The organism is Streptomyces rishiriensis, from assembly GCF_030815485.1.
In the GTDB taxonomy this organism is placed as follows: Bacteria; Actinomycetota; Actinomycetes; order Streptomycetales; family Streptomycetaceae; genus Streptomyces; species Streptomyces rishiriensis_A.
The window spans coordinates 1,647,856-1,673,492 of record NZ_JAUSWV010000002.1 but is presented as its reverse complement, the minus strand read 5'-3'; the positions used below and the strand labels follow the sequence as shown (position 1 = coordinate 1,673,492).

Below are 25,637 nucleotides of genomic sequence, written 5' to 3'. Positions count from 1 at the left end.
CCAGGTCGCCCACCGCCCGGTCGCCCACCGCGGGCGCCTCACAGGGTCAGTCCCCGAGCGGGCCGCCCGGCTGCGGCCGGAGGTGCTGCTGTTCCTGCCGTACGACGCCGCCGTCGCCGCCGAGCCCGCGCGCCGGCCCCTGGCAGCCCTGGACGACGGCGATGCCGAGCGCGACCAGCAGGGTCACCACGACGAACACGAACAGCCGCTGGCGCAGCAGCCGCGGATTGGCGGGCCGCCGCCCGGTCCCCGTGGTCCTCGGCGCCGGGCGCCGGGCTCCACCGCGGGACGTCGGCCGGTTGCCGCTGCCGGGACGGGTGGTGCGCGAGGGGGCCGGCCGGGCCCCCGACCGCGACGAGGCGCCGCCGCCCCGTGCGGCGTTGCCGCCGCGCGCCGGCGCTCCGCCCCGCGAAGGGACCGGACCGCGGGCCGGCGGGGCCCCGTTGCGGGGCGGGGGAGTACCGGGTCCGGCCTGCTGGCGCAGCGTGCGCTCCGGGTAACCGGTCTCGGAGAGCCGTCCCGTCGGGCGATCCGCCTCGGCCGCGCGGGGCGCCGGAGGACGCGCGTCCGCCAGCCCCTGGGCCTCCCGGGTCGCGATCTCCTTCAGCCGCAGGGAGAGGTCGAGGGTGCTGGGCCGCTCCTCCGGGTCCTTCGCGAGACAGGCCCGCACCAGCGGGGCCAGCGCGTCCGGTACGCCGTGCAGCTGCGGTTCCTCGTGCACCACGCGGTACAGCATCACCTCGGAACTGCCTTGCCCGAAGGGCGAATCGGCCGTCGAGGCGTAGGCGAGCGTGGCGCCGAGCGAGAACACGTCGGTGGCCGGCGTGACCAGAGCCCCGCGCACCTGCTCCGGCGCGAGGAACCCGGGGGAGCCGACCGCCGTACCGACATGCGTCAGCGTGGAGGCGCCCGTCGCCCAGGCGATACCGAAGTCGATGATCCGCGGGCCCTTGGGGGAGAGCAGGATGTTGGAGGGCTTCAGGTCCCGGTGCACGACCCCGGCCTCGTGGACGGCGACGAGCCCCTCCGACAGCGCGGCTCCGATCGAGGCCAGCTCGGCCGCCCCTATGGGTCCCTCGTCGTTGACCTTGTCGTGGAGGGAGGGCCCGGGCACGTACTGGGTGGCGAACCACGGCCGGTCGGCGTCCAGATCCGCCGCGACCAGTCGCGCCGTGCAGCCGCCCCTGATCCGGCGAGCGGCCGAGACCTCGCGGGCGAACCGCGACCGGAACTCCTGGTCCTCCGCGAGATCGGGCCGGATCACCTTCAGCGCGACCCGCTGCCCCTTCTTGTCGGACCCCAGATAGACGACGCCCATCCCACCCGCGCCGAGCCGTCGGTGAAGCCTGAACGAGCCGACGACGCGCGGGTCCTCGCGCCTCAGGCGCATCATCGCCATGTTCATCCCCGCTGCCCGGTCCGTGTGACGTGGCACAGCTTACGTTTCCACGGCCGTTCGCGCGCAGAGGCCGCGCCCTCCCGTGCCGACTGATTGTCAGTGCCCGGTGGGAGAGGTGAAGAGGGGTCAGAGTCCCTGCGTACAGGCACGCTTTGGCGACCCGGCGAGCCCAACCGCCCCTCCCCGAAAGCGGATTGCACACATGGCGGGTGACCGTGCCCGGACCGCCGCCGGTGCCGGCGACGGGAGGCGGACCCGGGGGACGGCGGCCCTCCGGGCGAGCCCGTGAGGGGTGACGGCGGTACCGCTGGGAGCGGTCCGAGTGAGCGAAGTCACGGCCGGGGGCCCTGCCCCACGTCCTGAGGCGGTACGGGAGTCCGGCCGGGAGTGCGGACCCCTCCGGGAAGACCCCGAGACCGAGGGCCACCTCTCCACCCAGGGGAGTACTCCGCAGGTCATGGCTCATCCTCCGGGAGGCCCGGCAATCGGTACGAAGGCATGACGCCCGGCAGTCGCCCCACGCCTAGATTTGAAGTCAAGCGGCGGGTGCAGCACTCGTCCCCCGAGGTCAGACACCCGCCGCTGCCAACAACAACCGAACAGGTCAGGAGAGGGACCATGGCTCTTACGGCACCGCGGACGATCATCCGCGCACAGGGACGCGGTACGCGCCCTCGTCGCACGGGCCGTCGCCACCCCTTGGTGGCGACGCTCATGGCCCTTCCCCTGGCGGTCCTGCTCCTCGTCGTCTTCGACGGCTGGGAGACGGTGGCCACACAGGCGTCGTCCGTGGGAGTGATGCTGGGGCGCTGAGAGGCGACCCCAGGCCCGGAAGAGCGGTCCGGGCGGGGACATCCACCCATGAAACCCCGTGGGGACGGGGGTGCGGCGGACGGCAAAAAATGCAGGCGCAGCTGGGGAGCTGCGCCTGCATTGCTTTTCCCCGGCGGCCCACGCGTTCCCGGCGGCCCGCGATGACGCGATCTCTGGTGGCCCGTGACGCGATCTTCGGTGGTCCGTGACGCGTTCCCGGCGCCCCGCGACGACGCGATCTCTGGTGGCCCGTGTCGAGATTGGTGGCCGTGACGCGTTCCCGGTGGTCCGTGACGCGAGCGATCTTCGGCGGTCCGCCACGCGATTCCTCGTCGCCTGCGACTTCGATGCCCCCGCGACCGTGGTGAGCACGCCTGCGTACCCTCGCGAGAAGAACCGCACGCCGCCGCCCCAGGAGCCCCGTGACCGCGCACCCCCTGCTCACCGAGCTCGCCTTCCGAGCCCGGGTCGAGGCGCATGAGGCCAGGCCGGCCTGTCCCTGCGACGCGGCCACCCTCGCCGACCGCCCCGACGCCACCGTCGTCCGGCATGCCGACACCGTCGCGAAGGCGCACGCGCCCGACACCGACCCGGCCGGGCTCGCCTCGCGCCTCGGCCTCGCCGCCCGCCTCCCCGGCATCCTCCTCCCGCCGCTCGCGCCGGCTGCGGTCACACTCCACGGCCGTCTCGTGACCTTCTGGCCGTACGGCGCCCCGGTGGACCCGGACGATCCCGACCTGGCCCCCTGGGAGGCCGCGGGCACGCTGCTGGCGCGGCTGCACCGCACCCCCGCCCCGGCCGCGCTGCCGGAGATGCGCGGTCCCGCCAAGGCCGCCCACGCGGTGGCCCGTCTCCGCGCGGCCGGACCGCACCCCGCCGCCGCCCCCGTCCTGAGCGCCTGGCGCGCGCTTCCGGCCTGGGCCCGCGCCGAAGCCCGCATGCCCGACACCGCCAGCCTGTGCCACGGCGACCTCCATCTCGGCCAGCTCGTCCGCCATCCGGCGCCCGACGGGCCCTGGCGCCTGATCGACGTCGACGATCTCGGCGTCGGTGTTCCGGCCTGGGATCTCGCCCGCCCCGCCGCCTGGTACGCCTGCGGTCTTCTCCCGCCCGAGGAGTGGGCCCGCTTCCTCGCCGCCTACCGTGCCGAGGGCGGGCCCGCCGTCCCGTCGGACGGAGACCCCTGGGCCGCACTGGACGTCCCGGCACGCGCACTCACCGTGCAGACCGCGGCGCGTTCCGTCACGAAGTCCGTCGGGGAGGGCCGGGCCCTGGACGAGGTCGAGCAGTGCCTGGTCGACGCCTGTGCGCGAATGGGGTCCCTCCCGCCGCAGTTGACGGCAGGCCGGCCGAAGTAGGGTGCAACCGACCGCGACCGGACAGTGTCTGTCCTGGCGGTACGCGAAACAGCACCGACCGGCGAGGAGTTGAGCCGAACATGCAGTGCCCGAAGTGTCACGCTCAGATGCACACGTACAACCGCAACGGCGTCCAGATCGAACAGTGCAGCAACTGCCGCGGGATCTTCCTGGACTACGGCGAGCTGGAGGCGCTGACCCGTCTGGAGTCCCAGTGGTCCCAGCCGGGTCCGCCGCCCCCGGCCGCCCCGCAGGCGTACCCGCAGGCCGCCCCGGCCGCGCCCGCCTGGGGCGCTCCGCAGGGCGGCGCGCACTACGGCGGCCATCACGGCGGGCACCACCGGCAGAAGGGCTTCGGCCGGATGCTGTTCTCCAGCTGAGCCGGCACCGACAAGAAGCCCCCGACCGCGAAGGCGGCCGGGGGCTCTCGGTGTGTGGACGATACTGGGATTGAACCAGTGACCTCTTCCGTGTCAGGGAAGCGCTCTCCCGCTGAGCTAATCGTCCTCGGGACCACGACCCGAAGGCCGTGTGCGACGCGTGCGCGATACTGGGATTGAACCAGTGACCTCTTCCGTGTCAGGGAAGCGCTCTCCCGCTGAGCTAATCGCGCGGGTTCGGATCTTCGAGCAGATCCAGTGGACGATACTGGGATTGAACCAGTGACCTCTTCCGTGTCAGGGAAGCGCTCTCCCGCTGAGCTAATCGTCCTTGGAGGTGGAGACGGGATTTGAACCCGTGTAGACGGCTTTGCAGGCCGTTGCCTCGCCTCTCGGCCACTCCACCAGGAGTGCGGGGGTTCGGGATGATCCCCCTCTTCCTGCTTCCTGCGAGCGGACGACCAGGTTCGAACTGGCGACCTCAACCTTGGCAAGGTTGCGCTCTACCAACTGAGCTACGTCCGCATGTCGTTTCGGTCGGCTCTCGCGTCCCGGCGACGTGTTGAACTCTAGCGGATACCCGGGCCAGTACAAAAACGCGTTTGCGCAGCGTGCTGCGCTGTGTCTCCTCGCGCACCTGGTCAGGGCCCCGGCCGGGACCTGCGGGACCTGCCCGGACCACCTGCCGGGTGACCCGCCATACACTCGACCACGTGCTCGACCTCCCTCCCCTCGCCCGTTTCGGCACCCGTGTCGCCACCGGCCTCCTCGACGTGACCAGCGATCCCGAGGCCCTCGACACCGCCGGTTTCTGGGCCGTCTGCGCCGACTTCGAGGGCCGTCCCGTCTGCGCGCGCTTCGCCGACGTGCGCGAGGAGCCGGTGCCCGCACCCGTGCCCGGGGCGTGGCGAGGCCCCTCGGCCGGTGACTGGACGTCCTCGCTCGACCGCGTCGCGTACACGGCGGGCGTGCGCCGCATCCGGGAGCACATCGCGGCCGGAGAGGTGTACCAGGCCAACCTCTGCCGGGTCCTGACCGCGCCGGTCGCGGCCGAAGCGGATGTGGACGCGCTGACCGCGCTGTTGGCCCGGGGCAACCCGGCGCCCTACGCAGGAACGATTCGTCTCCCGGCGCACGGCATCGAGACGGCCACCGCGTCGCCCGAGCTCTTTCTGCGCCGCGACGGCCGGGTCGTCGAGTCCGGGCCCATCAAGGGCACCGGACGCACCGAGGCGGACCTCCTGGAGAAGGACTACGCCGAGAACGTGATGATCGTGGACCTCGTCCGCAACGACCTCGGTCAGGTCTGTGCCACCGGCAGCGTGAGCGTCCCCGACCTGTGCGCCGTCGAGAAGCACCCGGGACTGGTCCACCTCGTGTCCACCGTCCGCGGCGAACTGCGCGACGGCGCCGGCTGGCCGGAACTGCTCGGCTCCGCCTTCCCGCCCGGATCGGTCACCGGCGCCCCCAAGTCCAGCGCGCTGCGGATCATCGACGCGCTCGAGACGGCGCCGCGCGGCCCGTACTGCGGCGGCATCGGCTGGGTCGACGCAGACCGGGGGACCGGCGAGCTGGCCGTCGGCATCCGCACCTTCTGGATCGACCGAGCTCCCTCGGGTGCCGCCGTGCTGCGCTTCGGCACCGGCGCGGGCATCACCTGGGGCTCGGACCCCGATGCGGAGTGGGAGGAGACCGAGCTGAAGGCCTCCCGGCTGCTCGCGATAGCGTCGGGAACCCATGAGACCAAGGGAGAGGGACTGACGTGAAGATCTGGCTCGACGGCGGGCTGCGTGACGCCGAGTCCGCCCGCGTCTCCGTCTTCGACCACGGACTGACCGTGGGCGACGGCGTCTTCGAGACGGTGAAGGCCGTGGACGGCGTGACGTTCGCGCTGACCCGCCATCTCGACCGGCTGACCCGCTCCGCGCGGGGCCTCGGGCTGCCGGACCCCGACCACGACGAGGTGCGCCGCGCCTGCGCCGCCGTCGTCGAGGCCGACCCGGTGCCGCTCGGCCGGCTGCGCATCACGTACACCGGCGGTCACGGTCCGCTGGGCTCCGACCGCGGCGAACACGGCCCCACCCTCGTCGTCGCCCTCGGGGAGACCACCCGGCGCGCCGACTCCACGGCCGTCGTCACGGTCCCCTGGACCCGCAACGAACGCGGCGCGCTCACCGGCCTGAAGACGACCTCGTACGCCGAGAACGTCGTCGCCCTGGCCCGCGCCCATCAACAAGGGGCCACCGAGGCGTTGTTCGCCAACACGGTCGGCCGGCTCTGCGAGGGCACCGGGTCCAACGTCTTCGTCGTCCTGGACGGCGAGATCCACACCCCGCCGCTCGCCTCCGGCTGCCTCGCCGGCATCACACGCGAGCTGACCGTCGAGTGGACGGGCGCCAAGGAGACCGATCTTCCGCTGGACGTGCTGGAGCGGGCCGACGAGGTCTTCCTCACCTCCACGCTGCGCGACGTCCAGGCAGTTCACCGCGTCGACGACCGTGAACTGCCGGGCACGCCGGGGCCGGTGACCGCCAAGGCGATGCGGATCTTCGCCGAGCGCGCGGCCGACGACCTCGACCCGTGAGGCCCCGTACCGAAGCCGTGAGGTCCCGTACCGGAACCCCAAGGACCGGGAAAAGGGGCTGACGTGGCTCGCCGGGGTGGGTAGAAAGCCCCTGATGACCACGACCCTGCGGCCGACCGAGCCGCTTCAGCACGCCGCCGACGGGGCATTGTCACGCCACTACCAGGTGTGTGTGAACAGCCGCCCCGTCGGAGCGGTCCACCTTTCGACGTCCCCCGCCTTCGGCCCCCGCGTGGCCCAGATCGTCGACCTGCGCATCGAGGAACCGGACCGAGGGCGCGGACGCGGGACGGTGGCCGCCCTGGCCGCCGAGGAGGTGGCCCGGGGCTGGGGCTGCAAGCGGATCGAGCTCAGGGTGCCCGCCGACGCGGGGACCGCGCTGCGCATGGCGACGGCGCTCGGTTACGTCCACCGCAACCGCGGTATGGAAAAGGCTCTGGGTGCCACCGCTCCCCGGCTGCCCGAGGGCAGCAGGGCCAGGCCCATGACGGAGGCCGAGTACCTGCCCTGGTTCGAGCACGGCGTCACGTCCTACGCCCGGGACTTGGCGGAGCGGGGGGTGCCCGAGGACGAGGCGTTGGCCAGGTCGTGGCGGGACAACGAACTGCTGCTGCCGCAGGGCTGGAGGACGGAGAACATGCTGTTCAGCGTCCTGGAGCAGGAGGGCGTCCGGGTCGGCGCGCTCTGGGTGGCCTTCGTGGGCGACAAGGCGTTCGTGTACGACGTCGAGACCGCCGAGGCCTTCCGGGGCCGGGGTCACGGACGTTCCCTGATGCTGCTGGCCGAGGCCCAGACGATCGCGGCGGGCAAGCGCGTTCTGGGCCTCAACGTCTTCGCCGGCAACACCCCGGCCGAGCGGCTCTACGAGTCGCTCGGATATCTGCCCGTGGGCTACTCGATGTACAAGAACCTGCTCTGAACCGGCGCGCGGAGGCCGCCTCAGGCCTGCTCGGCCAGCAGCCGGTCGGCGATCTCCTCGATGCGCTCGCGCAGCCCCTCCTGGCTCTTGCCGCCGTCGAGGCGTTCGCCGCCGATGACGTACGTGGGGGTGCCGGTGACGCCGATCGCCTTGCCCTCGGCCTGGTCGGCGTCCACGATCAGGATGTGCCGTCCGTCGATCAGCGCGGTGTCGAACTCCTCGGCGTCCAGCCCGAGTTCACCGGCGACCTCGACCAGGAAGGGTTCCCCCCCACGGTCCAGCTCCTCGACCCGGCCGAGCACCGCCTCGATGTACGCCCAGCCCCGTCCCTGCTCCAGGGCCTCCTCGGCGGCCTGCGCGGCGGCGAAGGCGTGGCGGTGCTTCTCCAGCGGGAAGTGCCTCAGCCGCAGCTCGAGCCGGTCGCCGTACCGCTCGCGAAGGACGCGCAGGTCGTCGAGAGCGCCGCGGCAGTCCGGGCACTGGAGCTCGCACCAGACGTCGAGGACGACGGCGGGACGGGCGGCCGCCGTGCCCGGCGTGGCGGAGGCGGAGGTCGGGGACGAGTCGTTCATGACGCCAGTCTTCCAGTCCGGGCCCGGCCGCCCCAACCGGGACCGCCGTAGGCCCGGGCTCGGAGCTCCCGCGCGGACCGGAAGGGACGAGCCCGGGCGGCACCTGCGGAGGAGCCGACCCGGAGATGTCCCTGATGTCCGCCCGCGGCATGGCCCGCGGGCGGTGCGCAGGTGCAGGATGGAGGGGACGAGGCGCGGGCCCACGGGCCGCGGCACCGCGTCCGCTCGATCGACTTTGCCCGAGCCCACGCCTGGAGGACCGGATGATTGCCGAGACCGTCTGTTCCGCCGTCGCCGCGGCGGGCCTGGGCATCGCGGTGGTCACCGCGTACCGCAAGCGCTTCCTGTCGGCCGCCCGTATCGCCGCCTACGCCCTGGTGCCGCTCGGCCTCGTGATGACCGGCGTCGTCGAATGGGCCGCCGACACCGCCTTCAGCCCGACGGCCTGGGCGGGCTTCGCGGTGCTCGGTGGAGCCTGGGCCCTGTTCGCCACCACCCGCGCCGTGGAGCGCCGCCGCGGCGGCACCCGCAAGGAACGCAAGGCCGCGGCCCGGTCCGCGCAGGCGGAGGCGGTGGCCCCCGCGGCCTCCGCGCCCTCCCTGGGCCAGGCCTCCCGCCCGGCTCCCCGCCCGGCGTCCCGACCCGCGGCCGCACCCCGCGCGACCGGCGGCGCCGACGACTTCAGCGACATCGAGGCCATCCTGAAGAAGCACGGCATATGAACCAGGGCAGCTGAACCACGGCCCGCGGGGCGGCCCGACGGTGAAACGACACAGTCGGCCTGCCCGCGCGCGGAAGTGATCACCGCCTGACAGCGACGTCACGGAAACCGGCGCACTCCCGCTCAATGCGGGCGGGTGATCGCGCGAAGGGCGTCGCCTGCGTCATCATCGCCCGCGAGATGCTCGACACGACACAGAGCGACGCCGCGCCGCAGCAGGACGAGCCGCGCGGGTGCCTCTTCGCCCTTTCCCAGCCACCGCTGATGATCTTTCTTGCGGTGATCGGGTGTCTGCTGCTCATGGCTTCGCTGCATGATCTGCTGCTGCTCTGAGCCGTACCCGCGGTCCCCGGCGTCACCCGCCGGGGCCGCGTCGGCATCACACGGCATCAGGGGACGTCGAGCACCGCGAGAGAGCCCCGCGCGGTGAGGCCGGCCTCAGCCCGCCGCCTCCTTGCGGCGCGCCCGGTAGGCGGCCACGTGCAGGCGGTTGCCGCAGGTGCGGCTGTCGCAGTACCGGCGGGACCGGTTGCGGGAGAGGTCGACGAAGGCGCGTCGGCAGTCCGGGGCCTCACAGCGCCGAAGCCGCTCCTGCTCCCCGGCCACCACGAAGAAGGCGAGGGCCATCCCGCAGTCGGCCGCCAGGTGGTCGGCGACGGACGCGCCGGGCGCGAAGTAGTGCACATGCCAGTCGTAGCCGTCGTGATCGGTGAGGCGCGGCGTGGTGCCCGCGGCGGCGACCAGCTCGTTGATCAGCGCGGCGGCGGTCCGCGGCTCCGACGCCGCGAAGATCCCGGCGAACCGCCCACGGATCTTGCGCACCGCGGACAGGTCGAACTCGGACAGCACGCCGACGTCACTGATCTCGTGCTTTCGCACGAAATCCGCGAGGGCGGCGACATCCGGCAGCGCGTCCGGAGCCGCGTCCTCCTCCGGTGCGGTGTTCACCAGTTCCACCACGGCATCGAGCGCGCACCGGGTGTCGTGGGTGATCAGCACATTTCGCTCCCTGGCCTGGGGGTCGGGCGAGCGCCCGCCGATGCTGGCCGATGGTAGCCGCACCGGGCCGTCGGGCAACGGCCACGCGGGGACCGGATCTGCGGGAGCCCGGCGCCGGGAGGCCGGGGGAGCCCCGTCCGGACGTGCCGGGGGCACGCCGACGCCGCCCCACGGGAGACCCGTGGCACGGCGTCGGCGCATGCCCTATTCGGTTGTCCTGGCCCGAGCCGTCTCCCCGAGTGGACGGCGCCGGGCAGCTCGGTGTGAGCCTCGCCCTAGCTCTCCGCCAGAATGTGCGAGAGCTCCTGATCGAGGTCGAAGTGCCGGTGTTCCGTGCCAGGAGGCACGGCGGCGTCGGTCCGCTTCAGGAAGGACTCCAGGGCCCGCGCAGGGGCCTCGAGCAGGGCTTCGCCCTCTGGAGAGCTCAGGGCGATGCAGACGACGCCCTGACCGTGACTGCGCGACGGCCAGACACGGACGTCGCCGGTGCCCGTGGGCCGGTGCAGGCCCTCGGCAAGCAGGTCGCGGGCGAACACCCACTCCACGGTTTCCTCGGCACCGGTGTGGAAGGTGGCGTGCACGGCGTAGGGGTCGGCCGTGTCGTACCGCAGGCCTGCGGGGACAGGCAGGGAGGACTCGCTCGACACAACGAGGCGCAGGTGCAGCTCGCAGCTGACCGTGGTGTTCATAAGCGCCAGGGCCTTTCGCTCAGTGTGCGCTCGGGGATTCGCACGTCGGCGAAATCGACATGCCACCTACGGTGCCGTTGTAAACCCCTCTGAGTGTTTTGCGTGCCTTTACGTAACTCTTCCGGCCGACAGTTCGTTCGCCCAGTACCACCATTCCGGTGACCGGATTCTCTCGGGTAAGGTCAGGCTGTATGAACACGGGGAGTGACGAGTCGGGCGAGGCAGTCGTGGCGTTGGACGGGTCGAAGCCGGACGGGGCGGCGGAGGAGCAGCAGGACCAGGGGCTCGGCTCCAGGGCGCCCGAATTCGTCAAGGCGCGCCGCATGCTGCACCTGAGCTGGCAGGTCGGGGTCTTCGTGATCGGCCTCGCCGTGGTGGGCGCCGGCATCGTCATGCTGCCGCTGCCCGGCCCCGGCTGGGTGGTGATCTTCGGCGGCATGGCGATCTGGGCCACCGAGTTCGTCTGGGCACAGCTGGTGCTCCGCTGGACGAAGCGCAAGGTCACCGAGGCGGCCCAGCGCGCGCTCGACCCCAAGGTCCGCCGTCGCAACATCACCCTGACCGCGATCGGGCTCGTGATCATCGCCGTCCTGGTGGGTGTCTACCTGTGGAAGTTCGGCTTCGAGATGCCCTGGAAGATCAAGGACCAGTGAGTCTCCGAGGAGGCGCCGGGGCGGCTCGGCCGTGGTCACAGTCAACCCCTGACATGGGGTAATGTTCTTCCTGCGTCCGGGCGATTAGCTCAGTGGGAGAGCGCTTCGTTCACACCGAAGAGGTCACTGGTTCGAACCCAGTATCGCCCACCCGGAACGTCGGCCCGTCTGCGAAACCGCAGACGGGCCGACGTCGTTCCCGCCTCGGCCCCCATGGCCCGGAGTCCCCTGGTCGCCGGGCCGGACCATGCCACCCCCCGGCGTCGAGCCCGGCCTCGCCGGCCCTTGAGACCAGGCTGCGTCGCCCTTCCGCTTCTCGGGCCCCCACCGTGTCGCCCCTGTCCATAGGGCCTGCCCAGGTAGCGCCCTCCGGCCCGGCCGCGCCCGCCTCCTGGCCATCCAGGCCCGGAGGCCGCGTAGTGCCGTCAGACCTCGACTGAGCCGCCTCCTGGCCGTCAGGGCGCCTCCGCCTCCGTCTCTTCCGCCCGGACCGGCTACGTTGCTGGAGGGCTCCAGCGCGTCACCGGCTGCGCGGACGCACGACGCGGACGAGGACCGCGCGACGCGGGCATGCGCCGCCGACGCGGGCATGCGCCGCCGACGCGGGCATGCGCCGCATGACGCGTCATGGCGCCGTCTCCCCGGCCCCTCCGGGCCATCGCCCCGTCCCGGCTCTCTCCGGCCCGGACCCGTCTGCTTGGGGCTCTTCGAGCCCTACCCGCGCCGCCCGGTCCATGAGGCCTCGCCGCGTCACCTCTTCGGCTTGTTCGAGCCTGCCGTGTCGTCCCCGTCCGTCAAGCCGGCCTTACGGCCTCCCGTGCCGTCGAGCGCGGCCCAGCAGCCCCTTAAGGCCAGGCCACGCCGTGTCTCCGTCACCTCCAGGCCCGTTTCTCCTCCCCGGCTCCCCGGCTCCCCGGCTCCCCGGCTCCCCGGCTCCCCGGCTCCCCGGCTCCCCGGCTCCCCGGCTCCCCGGCTCCCCGGCTCCCCGTTTCGAGCCTGACCCCGTCCCCTTGCCAACTTCACGGCAAAACGGTGTCACTTTCCCGGCTCTCCGGGCCGGACCGTGTCGCCCTGCGGGGCTCCGCCGGACCTGTTGCCTCCCCGGCTCTTCGGTCGCGACCGTCTCGCCTCCCCGGCTCTCCGGGCCGGACCGAGTCGCTTCCTCGGCTTTCCGGCCTCGACGGTGCTGTCTCCCCGGCTCACCGGCCCATCGGTGTCGCCTCGCGGTTCTGCGGGCCGGACCGTGTCGCCTCCCGGGTTCTCCGGGCCCGACCGAATCACTTGCGTCGACGCGCGCCCATTCCCACCTCCCGGCGCCAGCATGCGCCCCCGCTCGTTGCACAAGCTCCTCCTAAGCGGAGCGGCCGCACCGCACCTTTCAAGAGGCCCGCTCGCACCTCCGAGTGGCCCGGCGTCGCACCTCCCGAGCGGCCCGGCGTCGCACGTCCCGGCGGATTTGGCACCTCCCGAGCGGCCGCACCGCACCTCCCGAGCCGCCCCGCCGCCGTACCTCCCGAGCGGCCGCGCCCCACCTCCCGAGCCGCCCCGCCGCCGCACCTCCCCAGTGGCCGCGCCCCACCTCCCGAGCCGCCCCGCCGCCGCACCTCCCGAGCTGTCCGGCGTCGCACCTCCTGGCCGGCCCTGGCGTCTCCCCAGCGGCCGCACCCCACCTCCCGAGCCGCCCCGCCGCCGTACCTCCCCAGCGGCCGCGCCCCACCTCCCAGCCGCCGTCCCCCACCTCCCCGGCGACCGCCCGTGTCCCCCCACGTCACCACCCGCTGCCGTCCCGGCAGGCTTCCGTGTCCGGGTCGGCCTCGTGTCCGTAGGCGGATTTCAGCCCCTCGGCGTGATCTTCCGACGGCCAGTCAGTGGTTCGGGGCGTCGAACAGGCGTCTCTCACCTGCGCGTTCGTCCCGACGGTGAGGCGGCGTCACCCGTGTGGGGGCAGTTCGACGCAGGAGCCGCGCGTAAGAAATTCCTGTCCGAATCATTGACGCTCTCTCAACCCCCTCGTACCTTGTGCCAGCAAGCGCTTTCTTGAAACGATTCATGCAAGCGGCAACGACGCTGCGGGGAGGGCCCGACTGTGGGAACCAGCAGGAATGTTGAGAGGCGAACGATCCTGAAGGCCGCGGGGGCGACGGCGGCCACACTGGGCCTGGCCGCGACCACGGGGTGCGGCGGAGACGGCGGTACGTCGGCGGACGGGACGGTCACGATCCGTTACGCATGGTGGGGTGGCGAGCCGCGCACCATCGCCATCAAGAAGACGATCGCGCTCTTCGAGAAGAAGTACCCGAAGATCAAGATCAAGCCCGAATTCACCGACTACGAGGCGTTCTGGGAGAAGTTCCAGACCCAGGCGTCCGGCGGGAATCCGCCGGACGTTTTCCAGAATGCGGTCGGCTTTCTGCGCAAGTACGACAAGCGCGGAGTTCTGATGGATCTCAAGTCGCAGGCGGACGCCGGGAACCTGAGCCTCGAGAACTTCCGCAACGGCGTGCTGGCGAACGGTCAGGTCGACGGAAAGCAGATCGGCATACCCGTCGGCGCCAACACCATGGCGCTCGTCATCGACCTCAAGGCCTTCCAGAAGGCGGGCGTCGAGGCGAATTTCGGCTGGACCTGGGACGAGTACTTCGACGCGCTGCAGACGATCCAGGACAAGCTGAAGATCGCCGGCGACACCGGCTACTTCAGCATCATGTACCTCTACGACCTGTACCTGCGTCAGAACGGCAAGGCCTTCTTCACCGACAGCGATCTCGGCTTCACCGAGGACGATGTGACGCAGTGGTGGGAGGACGGCTACAAGCGCGTGAAGTCCGGGCTGGTCGCCGACCCGAAGAAGATCGAGCAGGCCAAGCCGAAGTCCGGTCTCTCGGCGGGCCTCGCCGCGTCCGAGTTCACCTGGGACAACTTCTCCATCCGCTACGAGGGCGAGGGCGAGTCGGACTACGGTCTCGCGCCGATCCCCACCACGGACGGCAAGGACACCGGTCAGTACCTCGGCTCCCTGATGCTGAGCGCCTTCTCCGGCACCAAGCACCCGAAGGAAGCGGCCCAGTTCATCGACTTCATGGTCCATGACCCCGAGGTCGGCAAGATCATGGGCTACGACCGCGGCATCCTCGCCACCTCCGAGCAGTACGCCGCCTTCAAGCCGACCGACGCCAACAACAAGGGCGTCGCGGCCTACGAGGACGAGGTCGCCAAGGCGGACGCCCTCGGGAAGATCACCCCGCACCCGTCAGGCGCGGACGTCATCGAGGCGGCCTTCCTGCGGATCGGCGGTGAGGTCGCCCAGGGCAAGACCAAGCCGGCCGACGCCGCGAAGGCGCTGTTCAGCGAGGCCAAGGCCGCGTTCGCGGGCTGAGGGGACGTACCACCATGACGCTCGTCAAGGAAGCGCCCGCGCGCCCGGCGGAGAAGCGGTCCGCCGCTCCTGCCGCCGGGCGGCGCGGGCGGCGCCGCGAGAACCTCGCCGGCTACCTCTTCATGTCGCCGTGGATCGCGGGTTTCCTGCTGCTCACTGCGGGGCCGATGATCGCGTCGCTCTACTACGCGTTCACCAGCTACAACCTGTTCACGCCGCCCCGGTGGGTGGGGCTCGACAACTTCACGACGATGTTCCAGGACCCGCGCTGGCAGAAGTCGGTGCAGGTCACACTCAAGTACGTCGTCGTGGCCACACCGCTGAAGCTGCTCCTCGCGCTCGGAGTGGCGCTGCTGCTCGCCCAGAAGCGGCGCGGCCAGGCCCTGTACCGGGCCGCGTTCTACATGCCGTCGCTCATCGGCGCCAGCGTCTCGGTGGGCTTCGTGTGGCGGGCGCTGTTCTCCGACGACGCCGTCGTGGACCGTACGCAGAAGATCTTCGGGCTCGACGTCGGCGGCTGGATCGGCAACCCGGACTACGTTCTGTACTCCCTGGTGGCGCTGAGCATCTGGCAGTTCGGTGCGCCGATGGTCATCTTCCTGGCGGGGCTCAAACAGGTGCCTCAGGAGCTGTACGAGGCTGCCGAGATGGACGGCGCCGGCCCCTTCCGGCGGTTCTGGAACATCACGCTGCCGATGATCTCCCCGGTGCTCTTCTTCAACGTGCTGCTGGAGTCCATCCACGCGTTCCAGGTGTTCGGCTCGGCGTACGTCGTCTCCGACACCCGGTGCGGACCGGCCGACGCCACCCTTGTCTACACCTGTTACCTGTATCAGAAGGGCTTCAAGGAGGCCCAGATGGGCTTCGCCTCCGCGATGGCCTGGACGCTGGTGGTCGCGGTGGCGCTCGTCACGGCCGTCCTGTTCTGGTCGCAGAAGAAGTGGGTGCACTACGAGGAGGCCGCCAAGTGACCACCGCCACCAGCCCCGCCGTACGCCCCACCGGAGAGCGGCGGCGCATCGGATCCCTCGTCTGGCACGTGGGCGCGATCCTCGTGCTCGCCGTCGTCCTGTACCCGGTGATCTGGGTGCTCGGCGCCTCGTTCAAGCCGAGCAAGGACATCATCGCCAGCCTCGACCTGCTGCCCGGCGAGCCGGTCTGGGCGAACTTCTCCGGACTGGCCGACGGCATCTCCGGCATCTCCATCACCAGCTTCTTCAGCAACTCGCTGATGTACGCGGGCCTGGCCGTGGTCGGTGTGGTGCTCTCCAGCTCCCTGACGGCGTACGCCTTCGCCAAGATCCGGTTCGCCGGGCGGAACCTGCTGTTCACCCTGATGATCGGCACTCTGCTGCTGCCGTACCACGTGCTGCTCATCCCGCAGTACGTGCTGTTCCGCAACCTCGGCTACATCGACACGCTCGTGCCGCTCGTCGCGGGCAAGTTCCTGGCCACGGAGGCGTTCTTCGTCTTCCTGATGGTGCAGTTCATGCGCGGGCTGCCGCGCGAGCTGGACGAGGCCGCCAAACTCGACGGCTGCGGGCACCTGAGGACCTACTGGTCCATCGTGCTGCCGCTGAGCCGGCCCGCCATCATCACCAGCGCCATCTTCACGTTCATCAACGCGTGGAACGACTTCATGGGGCCGTTGATCTATCTCAACACCCCGTCCAAGTACACCGTTTCGCTCGGCCTGATGATGTTCCGCGACCAGGAGGGCATCTCCAACTACGGCAGCATGATCGCGATGTCGCTGGTGGCGCTGGTGCCGGTCATCGCCTTCTTCATGGCCTTCCAGCGCTATCTCATCGACGGCATGGCGACCTCCGGGCTGAAGGGCTGAGGGGGACTCCATGGCGCAAACACGGGTGAAGCCCCGCTCCCCGCGCAGGGAGTCCGTGTTCGGCGAGCGCTTCGCGCTCTTCGCCGAGAGTCTGCTCACCGGAGTGTGGATCGCCGTGGCCTGTCTCGGGGGCGTCACCTACCCCGCGGCCTTCGCCGCCGGGGCACGGCATCTGCGGCGTCGCGCGACCCATGAGATCGGCGGCTGGCGGAAGTTCGTCGCCGACTTCCGGGCCGCCGTACGTGGCGGGTGGGTCGTCGGGCTCGCCGGATGGGCGGCCGCCGTCGCGGTCTGGGTGGACGTCCTCGCCGCTCGGGCCGGGATTCCCGGTGGGCCGCTGGTCGGGTCCGTCGGCGTCCTCGCGCTGACCGGGCTCGCCGTGGCGCTGCTGAGGGCGGCGGCGGTCTGGACTCCGGGCCGTTCCTGGCGGGCGCTGCTCGCGGAGGCGGGGCGGCGGACCGTGCTCGATCCCGCCGGATCCTTCCTGCTCGTCTGCGGGCTGGCCGTCGTCGCCGTGTCCGCCTGGCTCGTCGCGCCGCTGGCGGTCCCCGTCCTCGGGGCCGTCGCGGCGGCGGCCGTCGCCGTCGAGGAGCGCTACCGGCGCCGCTGACGGCCGGCCCTCGCACCGGGCCGGCGCCCAGGGCGCCGCGCCTCTCTCTGTCATGCCCCTGACCACCCATGCCGTTCGCGCGGAAAGGAAAGGCTGCATCTCATGTCTCCCATCCCCCGTAGGTCCCTCCTGAAGGCGGCCGCCGTCGCCGGAGCCGCCGCCCAGTTCAGCTGGGCCCTGGGCGCCAAGAACGCACAGGCCGAGCCCGGAGCCGCCGCGGCCGACGCCGACCCCGTCACCCTTGACTGGCTGGAGGACGGCGGCCTCGGCGCGGCCCCCGGCTCCACGCTCGGCGTGCCCTGGCCCATGGGCACGTACCAGGAGGACCAGACCTTCGCGCTGACGGACGCCGACGGCAAGGACGTCCCCGTACAGTCCTGGCCGCTCGCCTACTGGCCGGACGGGTCGCTGAAGTGGACGGCCCACGCGGTCGGTTCCGGCTCCGGCAAGCTCACCCTCGCCGCCGGTGCCCCGGCCGCACCCGCGAAGAAGGTCACCGTCGACAGGAGCGGCGGCACCATCGACGTGTCGACGGGCGTCATCACGGTGAAGATCGGCAAGTCGGGCGCCACCCTCATCAAGTCCGTCACCCGCGGTTCCACCGAGATCGCCAAGAACGGCCGGCTGGTCCTGATCCGGCAGCCCGAGATCGAGGACGAGGACCAGGGCACCGTCAAGACGGAGCGTTTCGAGGGCGCCATCGACGCCGTCACCGTCGAGCAGACGGGCCCGGTCCGCGCGGTCGTCCGCATCGACGGCAAACACCGCAAGGGCAGCCGCAGCTGGCTGCCGTTCTCCATCCGCCTGTACTTCTACGCGGGCGCCGACTCCTTCCGCATGGTGCACACCATCACCTACGACGGGAAACAGGAACCCGGCAAGGCGAGCGGCGACTTCATCCGGGGTCTGGGCGTCCGTTTCACCGTCCCCCTGCGCGACGAGTCCTACGACCGTCACATCCGCATCGGCGGCGAGGGCACCGGCCTGCTGCGCGAGGCGGTCAAGGGAATCACCGGCCTGCGCCGCGACCCCGGCGCGGCGGTGCAGGCGGCCCAGTACGCGGGCCAGAAGCTCCCCGACCCCGCCACCTGGGACCAGCGGGTCACCACCCGCCTCCAGTACATCCCCGAGTGGGGCGACTACACCCTCTCCCAGCTGTCGGCGGACGGCTTCGCGCTCCGCAAGCGCACCAAGAAGGGCTACGGCTGGATCGGCGCCGGCGGCGGCAAGCGGGCCTCCGGCTTCGGCTACGTCGGCGGGGCGAGCGGCGGATTCTCCTTCGGCCTCAGGGACTTCTGGGAGAAGCACCCCGCCCAGCTCGACATCCGCGACGCCCACACCGACGAGGCCGAGGTCACCCTCTGGCTCTGGTCGCCCGAGGCGCAGCCCATGGACCTGCGCTTCTACCACGACGGCATGGGCCAGGACACCTTCCCCGAACAGCTCGAAGGCCTCAACATCACGTACGAGGACTACGAGCCCGGCTTCGGCACCCCCTACGGCATCGCCCGTACCTCCGAGCTCCTCTTCTGGGCCAACGAGTCCACGCCCGCCCCCGAGAAGCTCGCCGAACAGGTCGAGGCCGTACGGGTGCTGCCCCAGCTCGCCGCCCCGCCCAGGCAGCTCATCAAGGCCAAGGTGTTCGGGCCGGGCCTGTACGCCGAGCCGGACCGCTCGACCCCCGCCAAGGCGAAGATCGAGGACCACCTCGACTTCCTCTTCACCTACTACAAGGACCAGGTGGAGCAGCGCCGCTGGTACGGCTTCTGGGACTACGGCGACATCATGCACACCTACGACACCGTCCGGCACCAGTGGCGGTACGACATCGGCGGCTACGCCTGGGACAACTCCGAGCTGTCCCCCGACCTCTGGCTCTGGTTCGCCTATCTGCGCAGCGGACGCGCGGACATCTTCCGCTTCGCCGAGGCGATGACCCGGCACACCGGCGAGGTCGACGTCTACCACCTCGGCCAGTGGGCGGGGCTGGGCACCCGGCACGGGGTGCAGCACTACGCCGACAGCGCCAAGCAGCAGCGCATCGCCAACACCACCTACCGCCGCTATTACTACTTCCTCACCGCCGACGAACGCGTCGGCGACCTCATGCACGCCAACGTCGACTCCGACGAGACGTTCCTCGCCCTGGACCCGCTGCGCAAGATCCGCACCGAGCCGTACACCCCCGACCGGCACGCCCTGTCGATCGGCTTCGGCACCGACTGGAGCGGCCTGGTGTCGGCGTGGCTGACCGAGTGGGAGCGCAAGGGCCCGAAGTGGGAGAAGGCGAAGGCCCGCGTCCTGTCCACCATGGAGACCATCGGCGCCCAGCCCAACGGCTTCGTGCAGGGCAGCGGCCTGTACGACCTGGACACCGGAAAGTTTGCGGTGGCCACCGCCCCGGTCGTCGGCGTCTCGCACCTGTCCGCCGTCTTCGGCCTCAACGAGCTGTGCGCCGAACTCATCCACCTGGTCGACATACCGAAGTTCAAGGAGGCGTACCTGGACTACTGCCGCTACTTCAACGCCACCAAGGCGGAACAGGCGGCGCGCTACGGCAGCAACTTCGGCACCCTGCTGCTCTTCCAGGGCCACTCGCGACTCGACGCGTACGCCGCCGTCCAGACCGGGGACGAGGCGCTCGCCAAGCGGGCGTGGACGAAGTTCTACAGCTCCGACGGCTACACCGAGTCGTCGCCGTGGAAGACGGAGCCGGTGAGCGGCCCCGCCGCCCTGGTCGCGGGCAGCGAGGCCGCCTGGGTGGCCACCAACGACACCGCCCTCTACGGCCTCGCCGCCATCGAGAACCTGGCCCTGCTCGGCGACAAGATGCCGTAGCACCCCGCTAGTTCATCCTCCCGAGGACCTCCCGCACCCGCCGGACATCGCGCAGCCGCCGCTCGTACGTCGCACCGAGTGCGAGCAGCAGCAGCCCGGCGAGGGCGGGAGGCACCCAGCGGGGGAGCGCGTCGGTCACCTGGACCAGATACGGGGCGAGCTCGTGCAGGGTGACCAGGGCGAGCACCGAGCCGCCCAGCACGAGCGGCGCCCGCAGCCGGTGCCGGGCGCCCAGCAGGGTGAGCAGCAGCCCGGCCGCGCCCAGCAGCAGCGGGCGGGTCCATCCCGGGTCGCTCCAGACCGCGGCGAGGCTGGGCAGGAGCGTCACGGTGAGACCGGGACCGTACGCCGTCCAGGACGACGCGGCCGGGTCGCGGCGCCGGCGCAGGGCTCCGACGAGCAGCGCCGGAACGGTGACCGGCAGCGTGTACGCCTCGGGGATGTCCACCTGCCAGGCGGCCAGCCGGACCCATGAGGCCAGTACGAAGAGGACGACGGCCGCGTAGCCGGCCTCACGGCGGTCCGGACGTACGGCCGTGCCCGCCGCGATCACCCCGCACAGGGACAGCACCAGGGCCAGCAGGGGCGGGTCGGCCACGGCGAGGCCGATGGCGACGAGCCCGGCGACGGATCCCGTCACCTCGACCGCCGTCGTCGTCGCGGAGTCACCCGGCCGAGCCGCGAGCAGGGCCGAGGCGACCGGGACGACCAGCACCAGCAGCGCGGTGTGCTCCGGCCGCCAGCCGGCGGACGCACCCACGGCGCAGGCCAGGGCCGTGGCCCAGCCCAGGGCGGCGGCCGCGGACACCGGCGCCTGCCGGCCGCGCCACGCGGCCCCCGCGAACACCACCGTCAGCGAGCCGAGAACGACGAGGGTCGCGGGCTCGGTGGCCAGGGACGAGAAGGCGAGGCCGAGGGAGGTCAGCAGGGCGAGCCCGGTGGCCGTCCGTGCCGCCGGCCCCCGAAGCGCGGGCACGAGGAGCGCCGCCACGACGATCCCCTGGATCAACAGGCCGACAACGTAGGGAAGTCCCAGCGCCGTGGGCGTGACGAGCACCGCGGCCCAGGTCAGCGTCAGCGCGGCGGCCGACGCCCGCGGACGCCACTCCTCGCTGCGGACCGCCGTGGCCGACACCGCGGCGACCGCGACGAGGATCAGCGGCACGGTGACGGCGTACGGCGGCCAGAAGGCGTCGACCGTCACCGCGGCCCGGGCGTCCGCCGGAGCCCCCGACCAGGGGTGCCGCAGCCAGGCCGCCGGTCCCAGGACCGTGACGCCCACGGCCGGCACCGCCCACAGCACCGCCCCCGCCTGGACGACACCGGACGCCAGGGCGACGCCCCGGCGCACCGCCTCCGAGCCCCGCGCGGCGGCAGTCAGCGCGATCCCGCAGGCCAGAATGGCCGGTACCACCCAGTCACCGGGCACCGAAACCCGCAGGACGCCACCCACGCCGGCCACCCCGCACACGGCGCCGGTCGCCGCCATGGCCGTCGCGAGCCCCGGCCGGGGTGCGCACCGCGCCACACCCAGAGCGATCGCCGCCGCCAGGAGGAGGAGCGCCGCCGCACGGGCGGCGGCGGTCGGACCGGACGCTCCCAGACAGAGCAGACCGGCCGCCAGGACACCGCAGCCGCCCGTGCCGGAGGCGCACACCACGGCGACGAGACGCACCGGCCGCTCGGACACCCGCAGCGCGACCACCGCGTCGAGCGCCGTCGTCAGCAGCACCGCGGCCGTGACCGTGAGCGGCCCGCCGCCCAGCGCGATCGTCCACAGGAGCGGGGGGAGTTGCGCGACGGCCACGGCCGCGGGGTGCGGCAGTCGCAGCGTGGCCGGGCCCGGCAGCGCGCCGAGCGCCGTGCCGTACGCCGCCCACAGCGCCGCCAGGACCGTCGACGCCGCCGCCGCGTACGTCGTACCGTCCGCCGACGTGAACACGACCTCGCGCAGGGCGTAGGCGTCCAGCACCGTCAGCGCGAGGCCGAGGCCGGCCACCGACTCGGCGGTCGACCGCAGCCCCCGCCGCAGCAGCGCCACGGGCGAACCGAGGACCGCCAGCGTGACCGCGCCCAGCACCAGTGAACGGCCGGCGATTCCCAGATGGCCCCAGCTGACCAGCGTGAACACCATCGCCGCGACAGTCAGCAGGACGCCGCCGAGCAGCAGGAGGACGTTCTGCACGCCCGGGGCGGTGGCCTCGGGGCGCGCGGCGGGGCCGGCCTGCGCCGTCCGGCTCGGCCACACCGGCGGGGCCGGCTGTGCCGCCTGCTGAAGCGTCGTGACCAGCCAGGCGCGGCGGGCCAGCAACTGGGCCCGGCGCGCGTCCAGTTGCCGGAGCTCGTTGTCGAGGAAGCGCAACTCCTCGGCCGGAGGCGGAAAATACGTCATGGGTCGGAGTGTGGTCCGCGTCACGACCGAGAGCATGAGCGCACGTACTCAGAACGTACTCAACATGCCGTTGGCCGCACCCCGCGCGGGCACACTCGCTTCATGGACTGGACCCGATACCGCTTCCGCAGCCTGTGGGCGCTGCCCGCGCCGCCCGCCCGCGTGTACGACGCGCTGGAGCGGGTCGAGGACTACCCGCGATGGTGGCGCCAGGTGCGCGAGGTGCACCGGATCGACGGCGCGACCGGCGTCATCCGCATCCGCTCGTTCCTCCCGTACGACATGACGTTCACCGCCCGTGAGGTGCGGCGCGACGCGGCGGCCGGGGTCCTGGAGGTCGCCATGACGGGCGACATCGACGGCTGGGCGCGCTGGACGGTCACCGCCGACGGCTCCGGCGCCCTCGCCCGCTACGACCAGGTGGTCCGGGTCGACAAGCCGCTGCTGCGGCGGCTCGCCGTCCCCGGCCGGCCGGTGTTCCGCCTCAACCACCGGCTGATGATGCGGGCCGGACGGCGCGGCCTGGCCGCCCACCTCGAAGCGGTTTGAAGGAAGCCCGCGAAGACCTGTATTGTTCGGTGCGTTCCCGGGCGATTAGCTCAGTGGGAGAGCGCTTCGTTCACACCGAAGAGGTCACTGGTTCGAACCCAGTATCGCCCACCGGGAAAGGCCGGTCCGCACCACGCGGACCGGCTTTTTCGTGTGTCCGGCGCCCGGCTCAGGCCGCCGCCGGCAGCTCCGGGCGCAGCGGCCAGGACGTGTCCACCGTCTCCGGTGTGCCGCTGCGCGCGAACCACGCCTGGAGCCCTCGCGCCTGGGCCGCGTGCCAGGTCGTCTGGAGCATGTGCAGCTCGGCGGGGGACAGGCGCTCCAGGCGGGCCGCGAACCGCCGGCCCAGCGCCCGGACGACCTCCAGAGCGGCCAGCGCGTCCGCCGCCGCGTCGTGCGCGTCGTCCAGCGTCACGCCGTAGTGGGCGCACAGGTCGGTGAGGGTGCGCCGGCCCTTGCGGTAGCGGTCCAGATGCTTGTCGAGGACCCGCGGGTCCAGCACCCGCAACGGCGCCGCGCCCAGCCAGTCGTCCAGCGCCGAGGCCCGGTGCCTGCGCAGCTCACGGTCGAGCAGGGTCAGGTCGAACGGCGCGTTCATCACCACCAACGGGCGCCCGGCGGCGGTCTGCTCGGCGAGCAGCTCGGCTATCTCGAACATCACCGGCGCCGGCCAGCGGCCGTTGCGCTGGAGGTGATCCTCCGTCAGCCCGTGCACCTCGGTCGCCCCGGCCGGCACCGGCACGCCCGGGTTCACCAGCCAGCGGCTCACCCTCGGCCGGCCTCCCGGCGCGTCCTGGACGACGAGGGCGGCCGACACGATCCGGTCGGTCTCCACGTCGACACCCGTCGTCTCCGTGTCAAAGGCGGCCAGTGGCCCCTCGTACCAGTACGTCATACCTACTCAACCCCTCGCTCACCCAGGGCAGCTGACGCTCCGTCTTCTGCCTGTTTGGTGATACCCGGGCTGTTTGCGCCGTACGCCGGAAGGACACAACACGAGTACGGGTCATCGCAGTTCAGCGGCCCGTCACACGGACCGGCTCTGCGCGGAAGGCTGTTGGTCATGGCGATAGCGCAGCCCGAGCGGGGCGGGCTGCTGCCCGAACGCGAGGGCCTCCAACGCGGCACGCTCGCCACCACCGCCTGCATGGAGACACTCCAGGTGGGCTATCTGCACGCCGTCGCGGCGGCGGCGGGATGCTCGCTGTCCCAGCCGTTCCCGGACAACGGCATCGACTGGCACGTCAGCCACAGCGCGCCCGGGCACACCGTCGACGACGAGATCACCATCAAGGTGCAGCTCAAGGCGACCTACCAGGTCCGGCCCGACCCGCCCGGCCGCTTCTTCTCCTTCACGCTCGACAACGACCACCTGCGCAAGCTCGCCCGCACCCCGGTGTCGGTGCACAAGATCCTCGTCGTGATGCTCGTCCCGCGGTCCCAGGACCAGTGGCTGCGCGCCGGCCACGACTGCCTCGAACTGCGGCACTGCTGCTACTGGGTCAATCTCGCCGGCCACCCGATCACCGGCCGGACCCGGACCACCGTGCGGATACCCACCACACGCATCTTCGACGACCGGGCGCTGTGCGAGATCATGACGCGGGCCGGGACGGGAGGCAGACCGTGACCCACCGCCCCCTCGACGAGCCACTGCGGGCCGTACGGCCGCACCCCGAGGCCCACTGGAACCAGTCGCCCGAGCCCGCCGAGGTCGACCCGGTCGTCCTCGGCGCCCTGTTGCGCCGGCACGGCTGGCAGCGGCGCGGCGGCGCGGCCGGCCGCTACGGCCGCTGGACCCCGCCCGGACCGGGCGGTAGTGGGACCAGCCTGCTCGTGCCGGAGAGCCGGGCCTTCCCCGACAGCGACGACCTGCTCGGCGAGGCGCTGCTCGCGCTGGCCCGCAGCGGCATGCCCTCCGCGCGCGAGGTGCTCGTCGCGCTGGCCGTCCCCAGCGACGAGATCCGCTGGTGGCGTGACACGCCCGTCGGGCCCGCCGGGACCGCGTCCTGGCCCGTCGAGGAGCAGCTGCGCTCCGCCGCCCGGCAGATACTGCTGGCCGGCGCGCTCGCCACGCGCGCCCGGGCCGGCTACCACGGCGCCAGGCACCGGCGCGCGGCCTTCGCGACGCTGGACAGCGTCCTCGTCGGCTCCGCGGCCGGTGGACGCCGGCTGACCGCCTTCGTGCCCGTGCCGGGCGCCCGCCCCCTCGCCGTCCGCCTTCACCAGGCCCTGTACGCGGTCCGTGAGGCCATCGACTACCAGCGGGCCACCGGCGGCATGGACGCCTTCGACGGCGCCGTGGAGGCCGGCGCCAGCCGTGAGCTCACCGAGGCGCTGATCACCCTCGTCCGGGGTACCGAGGGCGCCCGGATCGCCGTCGAGTGGGCGCCGGCCGCCGGAGTCCCCGAGGCGTGCGCGGTGGGCGGTGAACCGGTCGAGTTCTCGCCCGGCGACCTGTCCGTGCTGCGCGAGGCGGGCGCCCGCTATCTGCGCGCGGAGCCCTCCGAGCCCGTACGGATCACCGGCACGGTCGTCCGGATGCGCAGGTCGGGGCCGCGCGGCGAGGGCAGCGTACGGCTGCGCGTGCTGGCCGGCGCCGAGATCCCGCACGTCCGGCTCACCCTCGACGAGGAGGACTACCGCATCGCCGGGCAGGCCCATCTGGGCGGACTGCCGGTACGGGTCCAGGGCCGGCTGGAGAGCAGGGGCGGGTTCCGCAGGCTCTCCGGCGCCTGCGGGGTCGTCGCCGTGCAGGTCGACGAGGCCGAGCGGGACCGGCTGATGAAGTCGGTACGGGGGAACGCGGCGGGCACGGACTATTTCGACGAGGCCTGCGGAGGGGAACAGCCGGGGGGCTGATTTCGCGGTCGGCGGGTGCGGGTCGGTACGATCGCCTCTTGCGCGCGCCCAGGGTATGGCGCCGCACCCACCTTCAGTCA

The 25,637-nt window shown here is 72.2% G+C and carries 23 protein-coding genes and 7 tRNA genes; 19 read left to right on the top strand and 11 right to left on the bottom strand.

Annotated elements, in window-relative coordinates:
- Positions 1-46 precede the first annotated feature (46 nt).
- Positions 47-1,405, bottom strand: a complete 1,359-nt coding sequence (locus QF030_RS09870) for a serine/threonine-protein kinase (protein ID WP_307167522.1) — start codon at positions 1,403-1,405, stop codon at positions 47-49.
- Between the two features lie 612 nt (positions 1,406-2,017).
- Between QF030_RS09870 and QF030_RS09865 the strand changes: the two genes are divergently transcribed.
- The 3 genes from QF030_RS09865 (at position 2,018) to QF030_RS09855 (ending at position 3,950) form a co-directional block, all read left to right on the top strand.
- Positions 2,018-2,212: a hypothetical protein gene (locus QF030_RS09865; RefSeq protein ID WP_307162273.1), complete on the top strand. Its 195-nt coding sequence runs from the start codon at positions 2,018-2,020 to the stop codon at positions 2,210-2,212.
- 422 nt (positions 2,213-2,634) lie between these two features.
- The gene (locus tag QF030_RS09860) at positions 2,635-3,570 is read left to right on the top strand and encodes a phosphotransferase enzyme family protein (RefSeq protein ID WP_307162272.1); all 936 of its coding nucleotides are present in this window, start codon (positions 2,635-2,637) and stop codon (positions 3,568-3,570) included.
- Between the two features lie 80 nt (positions 3,571-3,650).
- Positions 3,651-3,950, top strand: a complete 300-nt coding sequence (locus tag QF030_RS09855) for a TFIIB-type zinc ribbon-containing protein (protein WP_037735185.1) — start codon at positions 3,651-3,653, stop codon at positions 3,948-3,950.
- 55 nt (positions 3,951-4,005) lie between these two features.
- Here QF030_RS09855 and QF030_RS09850 read toward each other — a convergent pair.
- From QF030_RS09850 to QF030_RS09830, 5 genes are all read right to left on the bottom strand, one after another.
- A tRNA-Val gene (locus tag QF030_RS09850) sits at positions 4,006-4,077 on the bottom strand.
- A 34-nt stretch (positions 4,078-4,111) separates the two neighbouring features.
- Positions 4,112-4,183 (bottom strand) — tRNA-Val (locus QF030_RS09845).
- Between the two features lie 26 nt (positions 4,184-4,209).
- Positions 4,210-4,281: transfer RNA gene (locus QF030_RS09840), tRNA-Val, on the bottom strand.
- 1 nt (position 4,282) lies between these two features.
- Positions 4,283-4,356, bottom strand: a tRNA-Cys gene (locus QF030_RS09835).
- Positions 4,357-4,402: 46 nt separating this feature from the next.
- Positions 4,403-4,475, bottom strand: a tRNA-Gly gene (locus QF030_RS09830).
- A gap of 188 nt (positions 4,476-4,663) precedes the next feature.
- On the opposite strand from QF030_RS09830, the gene QF030_RS09825 reads away from it, so the two are divergent.
- From QF030_RS09825 to QF030_RS09815, 3 genes are all read left to right on the top strand, one after another.
- Entirely contained in the window at positions 4,664-5,716 is a 1,053-nt protein-coding gene (locus QF030_RS09825) for a chorismate-binding protein (protein WP_307162271.1), read from the top strand.
- Complete coding sequence (locus QF030_RS09820) at positions 5,713-6,534, top strand: aminotransferase class IV (protein ID WP_307162270.1); 822 nt, start codon at positions 5,713-5,715, stop codon at positions 6,532-6,534. The genes QF030_RS09825 and QF030_RS09820 overlap by 4 nt, the downstream gene beginning before the upstream one ends.
- A gap of 94 nt (positions 6,535-6,628) precedes the next feature.
- Positions 6,629-7,453: a GNAT family N-acetyltransferase gene (locus QF030_RS09815; RefSeq protein ID WP_307162269.1), complete on the top strand. Its 825-nt coding sequence runs from the start codon at positions 6,629-6,631 to the stop codon at positions 7,451-7,453.
- A gap of 20 nt (positions 7,454-7,473) precedes the next feature.
- Here the strand turns inward: QF030_RS09815 and QF030_RS09810 are convergent, their stop codons facing one another.
- On the bottom strand, positions 7,474-8,025 hold the full coding sequence (locus QF030_RS09810; RefSeq protein WP_307162268.1) for a DsbA family protein: 552 nt from the start codon (positions 8,023-8,025) through the stop codon (positions 7,474-7,476).
- A 263-nt stretch (positions 8,026-8,288) separates the two neighbouring features.
- On the opposite strand from QF030_RS09810, the gene QF030_RS09805 reads away from it, so the two are divergent.
- Both QF030_RS09805 and QF030_RS09800 read left to right on the top strand, forming a co-directional pair.
- Positions 8,289-8,747 carry a hypothetical protein gene (locus QF030_RS09805; RefSeq protein ID WP_307162267.1) on the top strand — a complete coding sequence of 153 codons (459 nt, stop codon included), beginning with the start codon at positions 8,289-8,291 and terminating at the stop codon, positions 8,745-8,747.
- Between the two features lie 125 nt (positions 8,748-8,872).
- Entirely contained in the window at positions 8,873-9,079 is a 207-nt protein-coding gene (locus tag QF030_RS09800; RefSeq protein WP_307167856.1) for a hypothetical protein, read from the top strand.
- A gap of 105 nt (positions 9,080-9,184) precedes the next feature.
- On the opposite strand, the gene QF030_RS09795 is transcribed toward QF030_RS09800, so the two are convergent.
- Positions 9,185-9,745 carry a CGNR zinc finger domain-containing protein gene (locus tag QF030_RS09795; protein WP_307162266.1) on the bottom strand — a complete coding sequence of 187 codons (561 nt, stop codon included), beginning with the start codon at positions 9,743-9,745 and terminating at the stop codon, positions 9,185-9,187.
- Positions 9,746-10,020: 275 nt separating this feature from the next.
- Positions 10,021-10,434 (bottom strand): SsgA family sporulation/cell division regulator, encoded by a 414-nt coding sequence (locus QF030_RS09790; RefSeq protein WP_004002642.1) that lies wholly within the window; start codon positions 10,432-10,434, stop codon positions 10,021-10,023.
- A 191-nt stretch (positions 10,435-10,625) separates the two neighbouring features.
- Between QF030_RS09790 and QF030_RS09785 the strand changes: the two genes are divergently transcribed.
- The 7 genes from QF030_RS09785 (at position 10,626) to QF030_RS09755 (ending at position 19,754) form a co-directional block, all read left to right on the top strand.
- Positions 10,626-11,087 carry a TIGR02611 family protein gene (locus tag QF030_RS09785; RefSeq protein WP_307162265.1) on the top strand — a complete coding sequence of 154 codons (462 nt, stop codon included), beginning with the start codon at positions 10,626-10,628 and terminating at the stop codon, positions 11,085-11,087.
- A 78-nt stretch (positions 11,088-11,165) separates the two neighbouring features.
- Positions 11,166-11,237: transfer RNA gene (locus tag QF030_RS09780), tRNA-Val, on the top strand.
- A gap of 1,936 nt (positions 11,238-13,173) precedes the next feature.
- Positions 13,174-14,463, top strand: a complete 1,290-nt coding sequence (locus tag QF030_RS09775) for an ABC transporter substrate-binding protein (protein ID WP_307162264.1) — start codon at positions 13,174-13,176, stop codon at positions 14,461-14,463.
- Positions 14,464-14,477: 14 nt separating this feature from the next.
- On the top strand, positions 14,478-15,434 hold the full coding sequence (locus QF030_RS09770) for a carbohydrate ABC transporter permease (RefSeq protein ID WP_307162263.1): 957 nt from the start codon (positions 14,478-14,480) through the stop codon (positions 15,432-15,434).
- Complete coding sequence (locus QF030_RS09765) at positions 15,431-16,306, top strand: carbohydrate ABC transporter permease (RefSeq protein WP_307162262.1); 876 nt, start codon at positions 15,431-15,433, stop codon at positions 16,304-16,306. Before QF030_RS09770 ends, QF030_RS09765 begins: the two co-directional genes overlap by 4 nt.
- A 10-nt stretch (positions 16,307-16,316) precedes the next feature.
- The gene (locus QF030_RS09760) at positions 16,317-16,916 is read left to right on the top strand and encodes a hypothetical protein (RefSeq protein ID WP_307162261.1); all 600 of its coding nucleotides are present in this window, start codon (positions 16,317-16,319) and stop codon (positions 16,914-16,916) included.
- A gap of 102 nt (positions 16,917-17,018) precedes the next feature.
- Positions 17,019-19,754: an exo-rhamnogalacturonan lyase family protein gene (locus QF030_RS09755; RefSeq protein ID WP_307162260.1), complete on the top strand. Its 2,736-nt coding sequence runs from the start codon at positions 17,019-17,021 to the stop codon at positions 19,752-19,754.
- A gap of 7 nt (positions 19,755-19,761) precedes the next feature.
- Here QF030_RS09755 and QF030_RS09750 read toward each other — a convergent pair whose 3' ends face one another.
- Positions 19,762-22,182, bottom strand: a complete 2,421-nt coding sequence (locus tag QF030_RS09750; RefSeq protein ID WP_307162259.1) for an SCO7613 C-terminal domain-containing membrane protein — start codon at positions 22,180-22,182, stop codon at positions 19,762-19,764.
- A gap of 66 nt (positions 22,183-22,248) precedes the next feature.
- Here QF030_RS09750 and QF030_RS09745 point away from each other — a divergent pair, with 66 nt between their 5' ends.
- Both QF030_RS09745 and QF030_RS09740 read left to right on the top strand, forming a co-directional pair.
- Positions 22,249-22,695 (top strand): SRPBCC family protein, encoded by a 447-nt coding sequence (locus QF030_RS09745; RefSeq protein ID WP_307162258.1) that lies wholly within the window; start codon positions 22,249-22,251, stop codon positions 22,693-22,695.
- Between the two features lie 39 nt (positions 22,696-22,734).
- Positions 22,735-22,806: transfer RNA gene (locus QF030_RS09740), tRNA-Val, on the top strand.
- A 58-nt stretch (positions 22,807-22,864) separates the two neighbouring features.
- On the opposite strand, the gene QF030_RS09735 is transcribed toward QF030_RS09740, so the two are convergent.
- Complete coding sequence (locus QF030_RS09735; protein WP_307162257.1) at positions 22,865-23,590, bottom strand: 3'-5' exonuclease; 726 nt, start codon at positions 23,588-23,590, stop codon at positions 22,865-22,867.
- Between the two features lie 168 nt (positions 23,591-23,758).
- Here QF030_RS09735 and QF030_RS09730 point away from each other — a divergent pair, with 168 nt between their 5' ends.
- Together QF030_RS09730 and QF030_RS09725 are read left to right on the top strand one after the other, a co-directional pair.
- Positions 23,759-24,325, top strand: a complete 567-nt coding sequence (locus tag QF030_RS09730; protein WP_307162256.1) for a DUF4365 domain-containing protein — start codon at positions 23,759-23,761, stop codon at positions 24,323-24,325.
- Complete coding sequence (locus QF030_RS09725; protein ID WP_307162255.1) at positions 24,322-25,557, top strand: hypothetical protein; 1,236 nt, start codon at positions 24,322-24,324, stop codon at positions 25,555-25,557. Before QF030_RS09730 ends, QF030_RS09725 begins: the two co-directional genes overlap by 4 nt.
- Positions 25,558-25,637: the final 80 nt, after the last annotated feature.

Excerpts from the sequence above, each read along its gene's own strand:
- QF030_RS09745 (WP_307162258.1), top strand. The coding sequence starts at position 22,249 with ATGGACTGGACCCGATACCGCTTCCGCAGCCTGTGGGCGCTGCCCGCG.
- QF030_RS09815 (WP_307162269.1), top strand. The coding sequence starts at position 6,629 with ATGACCACGACCCTGCGGCCGACCGAGCCGCTTCAGCACGCCGCCGAC.
- QF030_RS09760 (WP_307162261.1), top strand. The coding sequence starts at position 16,317 with ATGGCGCAAACACGGGTGAAGCCCCGCTCCCCGCGCAGGGAGTCCGTG.
- QF030_RS09735 (WP_307162257.1), bottom strand. The coding sequence starts at position 23,590 with ATGACGTACTGGTACGAGGGGCCACTGGCCGCCTTTGACACGGAGACG.
- QF030_RS09810 (WP_307162268.1), bottom strand. The coding sequence starts at position 8,025 with ATGAACGACTCGTCCCCGACCTCCGCCTCCGCCACGCCGGGCACGGCG.
- QF030_RS09785 (WP_307162265.1), top strand. The coding sequence starts at position 10,626 with ATGAACACGGGGAGTGACGAGTCGGGCGAGGCAGTCGTGGCGTTGGAC.
- QF030_RS09865 (WP_307162273.1), top strand. The coding sequence starts at position 2,018 with ATGGCTCTTACGGCACCGCGGACGATCATCCGCGCACAGGGACGCGGT.
- QF030_RS09855 (WP_037735185.1), top strand. The coding sequence starts at position 3,651 with ATGCAGTGCCCGAAGTGTCACGCTCAGATGCACACGTACAACCGCAAC.
- QF030_RS09790 (WP_004002642.1), bottom strand. The coding sequence starts at position 10,434 with ATGAACACCACGGTCAGCTGCGAGCTGCACCTGCGCCTCGTTGTGTCG.
- QF030_RS09750 (WP_307162259.1), bottom strand. The coding sequence starts at position 22,182 with ATGCTCTCGGTCGTGACGCGGACCACACTCCGACCCATGACGTATTTT.
- QF030_RS09800 (WP_307167856.1), top strand. The coding sequence starts at position 8,873 with ATGCGGGCGGGTGATCGCGCGAAGGGCGTCGCCTGCGTCATCATCGCC.
- QF030_RS09730 (WP_307162256.1), top strand. The coding sequence starts at position 23,759 with ATGGCGATAGCGCAGCCCGAGCGGGGCGGGCTGCTGCCCGAACGCGAG.
- QF030_RS09870 (WP_307167522.1), bottom strand. The coding sequence starts at position 1,405 with ATGAACATGGCGATGATGCGCCTGAGGCGCGAGGACCCGCGCGTCGTC.
- QF030_RS09805 (WP_307162267.1), top strand. The coding sequence starts at position 8,289 with ATGATTGCCGAGACCGTCTGTTCCGCCGTCGCCGCGGCGGGCCTGGGC.
- QF030_RS09755 (WP_307162260.1), top strand. The coding sequence starts at position 17,019 with ATGTCTCCCATCCCCCGTAGGTCCCTCCTGAAGGCGGCCGCCGTCGCC.
- QF030_RS09770 (WP_307162263.1), top strand. The coding sequence starts at position 14,478 with ATGACGCTCGTCAAGGAAGCGCCCGCGCGCCCGGCGGAGAAGCGGTCC.